The 5,958-nt window shown below is 70.9% G+C and carries 7 protein-coding genes; 1 reads left to right on the top strand and 6 read right to left on the bottom strand.

Annotation, left to right across the window (positions count from 1 at the left end):
* Both ACRDP3_RS05015 and ACRDP3_RS05020 read right to left on the bottom strand, forming a co-directional pair.
* The coding region (locus ACRDP3_RS05015) for a DUF5994 family protein (RefSeq protein ID WP_431515585.1) at nucleotides 1–489 on the bottom strand (489 nt) is incomplete at its 3' end.
* A gap of 143 nt (nucleotides 490–632) precedes the next feature.
* Nucleotides 633–1,178 carry a GNAT family N-acetyltransferase gene (locus ACRDP3_RS05020; protein ID WP_431515586.1) on the bottom strand — a complete coding sequence of 182 codons (546 nt, stop codon included), beginning with the start codon at nucleotides 1,176–1,178 and terminating at the stop codon, nucleotides 633–635.
* A gap of 191 nt (nucleotides 1,179–1,369) precedes the next feature.
* Between ACRDP3_RS05020 and ACRDP3_RS05025 the strand changes: the two genes are divergently transcribed.
* Nucleotides 1,370–1,564, top strand: a complete 195-nt coding sequence (locus ACRDP3_RS05025) for a hypothetical protein (RefSeq protein ID WP_431515587.1) — start codon at nucleotides 1,370–1,372, stop codon at nucleotides 1,562–1,564.
* Nucleotides 1,565–1,627: 63 nt separating this feature from the next.
* Here the strand turns inward: ACRDP3_RS05025 and ACRDP3_RS05030 are convergent, their stop codons facing one another.
* The 4 genes from ACRDP3_RS05030 to ACRDP3_RS05045 all read right to left on the bottom strand — a co-directional run.
* Entirely contained in the window at nucleotides 1,628–2,659 is a 1,032-nt protein-coding gene (locus tag ACRDP3_RS05030) for a Yip1 family protein (protein WP_431515588.1), read from the bottom strand.
* Nucleotides 2,660–2,681: 22 nt separating this feature from the next.
* Nucleotides 2,682–4,172 (bottom strand): FG-GAP-like repeat-containing protein, encoded by a 1,491-nt coding sequence (locus tag ACRDP3_RS05035; protein ID WP_431515589.1) that lies wholly within the window; start codon nucleotides 4,170–4,172, stop codon nucleotides 2,682–2,684.
* A gap of 232 nt (nucleotides 4,173–4,404) precedes the next feature.
* Nucleotides 4,405–4,815 (bottom strand): ATP-binding protein, encoded by a 411-nt coding sequence (locus tag ACRDP3_RS05040; protein WP_431515590.1) that lies wholly within the window; start codon nucleotides 4,813–4,815, stop codon nucleotides 4,405–4,407.
* A 265-nt stretch (nucleotides 4,816–5,080) separates the two neighbouring features.
* Nucleotides 5,081–5,958 (bottom strand): (Fe-S)-binding protein (locus tag ACRDP3_RS05045; protein ID WP_431515591.1); only part of this gene is annotated, 878 nt, incomplete at its 5' end.

Consider the following 5,958-nt stretch of genomic DNA (forward strand, 5'->3'; position numbering starts at 1 on the left):
GATGCCGGTCGCCACCAGGATCTGCTGGCCGGATTCGGTGTTGCCGATGTGCGTGGCCATGGTCATCGCGGCGTGCGCTTCGTCGGTGCTCGCCTCGGGCGGGATCGCGAGCAGCGAGAAGTGGTCGAGGTCGCCGCGCGTGATGATCACCGTGTCGTCCCCGACCGGGAACCAGTCGACGTGCACGAGTCTGCCGTCCACGAACAGCGGCTCCCCGAGACCGTCCCAGGCGTCGGCGTCCAGGCCGACCCGCGCGATCGTCCCCAGATGTTCCGTCATCACGGCTATCAGGCCGGGGAGCTCCGCGTGGATGTTGCGCGAATGCGGCCACCAGGCGCCGTCGAAAAGCCCTTCCCGCGAAGGCGCCGCCTGCAGCCTGAGCGCCAACAGGCCCGGCTCGACCGGGAGATGGAGCGCGTTCAGCGCGGAAGCGTCCACGTCCGGAATATTCGGCTCGATCACCTCTGAGATGTGTGGTTCAACCCTCATGGTTACCGCCTATCCGCCTCCCCCCGGGGGGCGACAAGATGGCCGGGGGACACCGCGGTCCGGCAGCCAAAAATACATAAATGGCCCGATGTGTCCAGTTTACTCCCGCCGTAACGGGTCCTGAATTCCGTAAGGAAAGGCCGTTACCTGGGGATACGGCGCGTCCACGCCTCGAGCGGCGGGCCGCCCGAGGCGGGAGTGATCTTGCCGAGGCTCTGCCAGCTCCAGGTCTGGAGCGCGTCGCGGGCGGTGGCGTTCTCCTGGTTTATCAGGACGACCGCCAAGCCGCTGTCGGAGCGGGTGAGCAGCTGTTCCTGGAGCCGCGTCGCGACGCGGCCGCGCCGGAAGGACGGGCGGACCATCAGCTCGACCATCATGAACACCCGGCCGGCAGCGGTGAGTTCCGCCATCTCGCTGGGGAGTTCGCCGTCGAGGCCCTGCCAGTAATCGCCCGTACGGTCGGCGCGGAAGCCGTAGACGCTGCCCGCCACCAGACCGGCGGCGCTCGCGATCACCATTTCGAAGCCGGGACGCTGCATGTGCTCGCCCAGCTGCCTCAGGTACTCCTGCCGGTCATGGAACTCTTCGTCGGCCGCTCCCCGGTACGCCTCGACGTACAGGTCGGCCACGGCCTCCCGTTGCTGATCCGCCTGCCACCGGCTCAACCGCCGCAGGAACACCTCTGTCATGCGTTCTCCCCCTCCCGCCCTCAGCTACCCCTGTCACCAGCCGCGACGCCGGTCTATCAGGAGTAGGCTGAAAATACTGAGGTTACTGAGACTACGTCGTACACCGGCTTCCACGGGGGCGTCGTTCTCGGCGAACTGTGAGTGCGGGCCCCGTGGTTCGAGCCGGTTGCGGGCTCTGAGGGGTGGCAGCGATGGACATTCTCGTCACTGTCGGCGTGATCCTGGCGATGATCGCGGTGGGAGCACTGGTCATTCATGTGATCAATGTGCACCATGCGCATGACATCGCGGAGCATGAGTACGAGGCGTTCCACCCGGGTGACCCGCACGAAAGCGCGGAGGAGCAGCGGGATGACACCGCTGCCGGCCGGCCCCGCAGGGGGTGACCGGCCGGCAGGCGGCGAGCGGGGTACGGGGCCGCGTCCTACAGCGTGCCGAGTTGGAACGAGCTAGAACGTGCCGAGCTTCATCAGCACCAGCAGCGCGACCAGCTGGACCGCGGAGGCGCCGAGCGCCCGCGGCCAGGGCAGGTCGTGCGAGCGGCTGACCATCGACGTGAAGAGCGCGCCCGCCGCGACCCAGGTCACCCACCCCAGCACCTGTACGGCGGGTGCCGTGCCGCCCAGGAAGATGGCGACGAGCAGGCGCGGGGCGTCCGTCAGGGACATGATCAGCATCGACAGGCCGATCGTCGGCGCCCACGCGCCGGCGCCCCCGAACTGGCGGGCCAGCGTGTGCGTCACGGCGCCCAGGATGAGGCCTGCGAGGACGACCGCGACACCGGTGGTCAGGACGTAGGGGATCGCGCTGGAGAGGGTGGCGTTGATGACCTCTTCGCGGGCCTCGGCCAGGCCGAAGATCGCGAGCAGCCCGTAGAGGAAGGTGATGATGATCGCCGGGGCCCACACGGCGTGGTCGCGCATCTGCCAGAAGGTGGCGCTGGGGCGAAAGACGATGCCGCTGAGCAGGTCCTTCCAGTGCAGCCGGGGCCCGGGGGGCGGCCCGCTGGGACGGCCCTGCCAGTAGCCCTGCCCGTAGCCGTCGTCCGGGTGCCCGTAGGGGTGGTCGGGGACGGTGAAGGACCGGGTGCCGCCGGGGTTGTCGGCGTACGGGTCGGCCGGCGGGCCCTGACCGTGCCCGGGTCCCGGCCGGTATCCGGCGGCGCGGGGGCCGGGCCCGTACGGCGGGTGCTGGCCGTGCGGGTCCCCCAGGTATTCGGGTTCTCCACGGCCGCCTCTCATCGGCGGCCACTGCTGCCCCGGCGGGCGCTGTCCGTACGCGCCGCCGCCGGCGCCCGGCGCGGCGCGACCCGGCGCCTGCGGTGCGCGGTACTGACCTTGCTGACCTTGCTGCTGTGCGGACCGGGAACCCCGGCCACGTCCCATCCTGAAACCAGCCACGCCTTCGAACGTACCTTGCCCGGGCGCCGACAATGCCGGGCCCGGGAGATCGGGCCCGGCATTGTGGCCGATCCGGTACAACCCGAAGGGCTCGGGAGGGGCCCTAGAAGTCCTGCCCCCACAGCGGGGCGTACACCGAGCCGCCGAAGGTCCGGCCGAAGCCCGCCGCCGCGGCGGGTGCCCCCACGTCGCCCGGGGCGAAGGAGCGTACGCCGCTGGTGGTCAGGCCCTTGGCGCCGCCGGGGAAATACCACGCGGCGCCGTTCTTCTCGTTCTCGCCCGGTGCGGAGACGGCCAGGTCGGCCTTGGCGTCCTTGCCGAAGTCGAGCAGCCGCACGGCGCCGCCGAAGCGGTCGGACGCCTCCGCGACACCGGGTACGGCGGCGAAGTCCTGGCTCATCGCCTGCGCGCCGGTGCCGGTCAGGCCCTTGGCGCCGCCCTTGAGCAGCACGAAGGAGCCCGCTTCCTTCTTGTCGCCGATCGCCTCGAAGGGGACGCCGGCCGCGAGGTCGGCGTAGCCGTCGCCGGTGACGTCACCGGCCGCGAGGGTGCCGCCGAACTGGTCGGCCTTCTCGTTCGCGCCCGGCACCCCCGGAGTGGCCTGGGTGAAGGTCGCGGTCCGCTGGCCCGGGCCGCTCGCCGTGCCGTAGCGGACCTTCACGGTGCCGGAGTCGTAGGGCAGGTTCTCGACGACGCCGCCGGGCACCGCGCGGTAGGCCAGGTCGCCGTAGCCGTCCTTGTCGAAGTCGCCGATGGCTCCGGTCGCGCCGTGGGGGAGGGTGGAGCTGTGGCGCAGACCGTTCTTGCCGCCCGTGAAGAAATCGCCCGGCCGCGCCATCTCCTCCATGGACTCCAGCACCGCGAGGTCGTCGGCGCCGTCGCCGGTGACGTCACCCGCCACCACGCTCATGACCTCGCTGTCGCCCTGGGTCAGCTCCACCTTCTGCTCTCCGGCCCATGTGCCGGTGCGGGTGAACGGGCCGCGCAGCACGCTGTGGCCGCCGTCGCCGCCGCGCCACATCAGCAGGTCCTGGTCGCCGTCGCCGTTGAAGTCGCCGCCGGTCAGGTTCGAGCCGAGGCCGAAGACCTGCTCGCCCTGGCCGGGGCGGAGAAGGGCCGCGTCCTTGCCGCTCAGCCCGGCCTTCGCGCCCCATAGCAGGGTCACGCTGCCCTCGCCGCGCGGTGCCTCGGTCGTCTCGCCCCGGCTCAGCACCGCGAGGTCGGTGATGCCGTCACCGTCCAGGTCGCGGGCGGCCAGGGTGTCCCCGAAGTAGTCACCGGGCTCGGCGGTGTCCGGGACGCCGGGGGTGTTCTGGTCGATGACCGTACGGGTGGCCGGGTCGAGGCCGCTCGCGGAGCCGTAGACGATGCTGAGATAGCCGGTGAAGTCCGCGTTGCCGGGGGCGCCGACGGCGAGGTCGTTGTAGCCGTCGCCGTTGAAGTCCTCCCGTATCTGCTGGGCCTGGGCGGCGGCGGACCGCGCCTGCGCGGGTCTCTCTCCACCGCTGCCGGTGTCTCCCGGCTCGGCCGCGCCCGCGCTGCAGGCGAGGGTACCGGCCACCGCGGCGCCGAGGGCGACGGCGACGGCGCTCATGGTGCGGGTGTGTCTGCGCACGAATCCTCCGAAACGGTACGAACGAACAGGCGGCCCTGCCCGGGCTGTTGGCCGGGAAGGCGGGACAGTGGTCCGGGACGACCCGGGACATCGAAGACATGTCTGAGCCCAGAATGGTTCCCGGGCGTATCGATGGTTATGGGGTCGTCAACCACGCCCGGACTGCCGGAAGTTGACGCATCGGCCAGTCGGCCGGTCAGGCTGCGGCCGCTCAGCCGCCGGGCAGCCGGACAGCGAAGGTCACCACCGCGCCGGACCCCGGGCCGTCGGCCGGCTCGACGGAGAGCCGGTCGGTGACCAGCCGGGCGAGCCACAGTCCGCGCCCCTCCGTGGCTCCGGCGACGCCGGGCGCCAGCTCGGGGATGACGTCCTCCGAGAAGCCCGGGCCCGTGTCCTCCACCTGGCACTCCAGCTCGCCCGCGAGGTGGCGCAACAGCAGCCGGCCCGTGCCGCCCGCGTGCTCGACCGCGTTGGTGGCGACGGCGTCGACCGCGACCACGAACTCGCCCCGGCGCGGCTCCCCGAGGCCCGCCGAGGCCGCGCACTCCTCGACCTCGATCCGGATGCGGGGGAGGTCCCGGGAAGTGAAGTGCAGTCGGCACAGGCGCTCGTTGGTCAACATCCCCCCGTCCCCCCGACGATGGGCGCGGGGACGGGCCGGCCGTCCGCCGCCGGCTCACCGCCGTCCCGCACCTGCCGCATCGGGGGCTGCCTCCCTCATCACAGCGCTTCCGCTCACCCTGGTCAGGAGGCTAGGCGGCGGGCTGCCCGATGGGTATCCCCCGAAGGGGATTGACCTGTGTGGAATGTGATGTGACCGAATTCGAACGTAGATTGTCGTACCGGACCACGCTCCGTTCCGCCTCGGCGGTTGGCTGCGTAGTCACCTACGTCGCCGGCTCCGGCTCCGGCGCCTCCTCCGGCTCCCCCTCCGCCGAGGGCTCGCCCGGCGTCCGTACGGAGTCCAGCAGCAGCTGAGCCACGTCCACGACGCGCAGCTCCTCCTTGGCCTTGCCGTCGTTCTTCTTGCCGTTGACCGAGTCCGTCAGCATGACGAGGCAGAAGGGGCAGGCGGTGGAGACGATGTCCGGGTCGAGGGCCAGGGCCTCGTCCACACGTTCGTTGTTGACGCGCTTGCCGATGCGCTCTTCCATCCACATCCGGGCGCCGCCCGCGCCGCAGCAGAAGCCGCGCTCCTTGTGGCGGTGCATCTCCTCGTTCCGCAGCCCGGGGACCTTGCCGATGATCTCGCGCGGTGGCGTGTAGACCTTGTTGTGGCGGCCCAGGTAGCAGGGGTCGTGATAGGTGATCAGACCCTCGACGGGGGTGACCGGAACCAGCTTCCCCTCGTCGATGAGGTGCTGGAGCAGCTGGGTGTGGTGGATGACCTCGTAGTGGCCGCCCAGCTGGGGGTACTCGTTGGCGAGGGTGTTGAAGCAGTGCGGGCAGGTCGCCACGATCTTCTTCTTCGACTTCTCGACCGTCATGCCTTCCCCCGCGGCGGAGCCGCTGTCAGACGCAGCGTCCTCACCGAAGGCGGCGTTCAGCGTGGCGACGTTCTCCTCGCCGAGCTGCTGGAAGAGGAACTCGTTGCCCAGCCGCCGGGGTGAGTCGCCGGTGCACTTCTCGTCGCCGCCCATGATCGCGAAGTTGACGCCCGCGATGTGTAGCAGCTCGGCGAAGGCCTTGGTGGTCTTCTTGGCCCGGTCCTCCAGGGCGCCCGCGCAGCCGACCCAGTACAGGTACTCGACCTCGGTCAGGTCCT

The sequence above is a fragment of the Streptomyces sp. genome (genome assembly GCF_050698815.1).
Taxonomy (GTDB): domain Bacteria; phylum Actinomycetota; class Actinomycetes; order Streptomycetales; family Streptomycetaceae; genus Streptomyces.

What these genes read in the sequence shown, in the direction of transcription:
- ACRDP3_RS05025 (WP_431515587.1), top strand. Translation starts at nt 1,370, where the DNA reads ATGGACATTCTCGTCACTGTCGGCGTGATCCTGGCGATGATCGCGGTG.
- ACRDP3_RS05035 (WP_431515589.1), bottom strand. Translation starts at nt 4,172, where the DNA reads ATGAGCGCCGTCGCCGTCGCCCTCGGCGCCGCGGTGGCCGGTACCCTC.
- ACRDP3_RS05020 (WP_431515586.1), bottom strand. Translation starts at nt 1,178, where the DNA reads ATGACAGAGGTGTTCCTGCGGCGGTTGAGCCGGTGGCAGGCGGATCAG.
- ACRDP3_RS05040 (WP_431515590.1), bottom strand. Translation starts at nt 4,815, where the DNA reads ATGTTGACCAACGAGCGCCTGTGCCGACTGCACTTCACTTCCCGGGAC.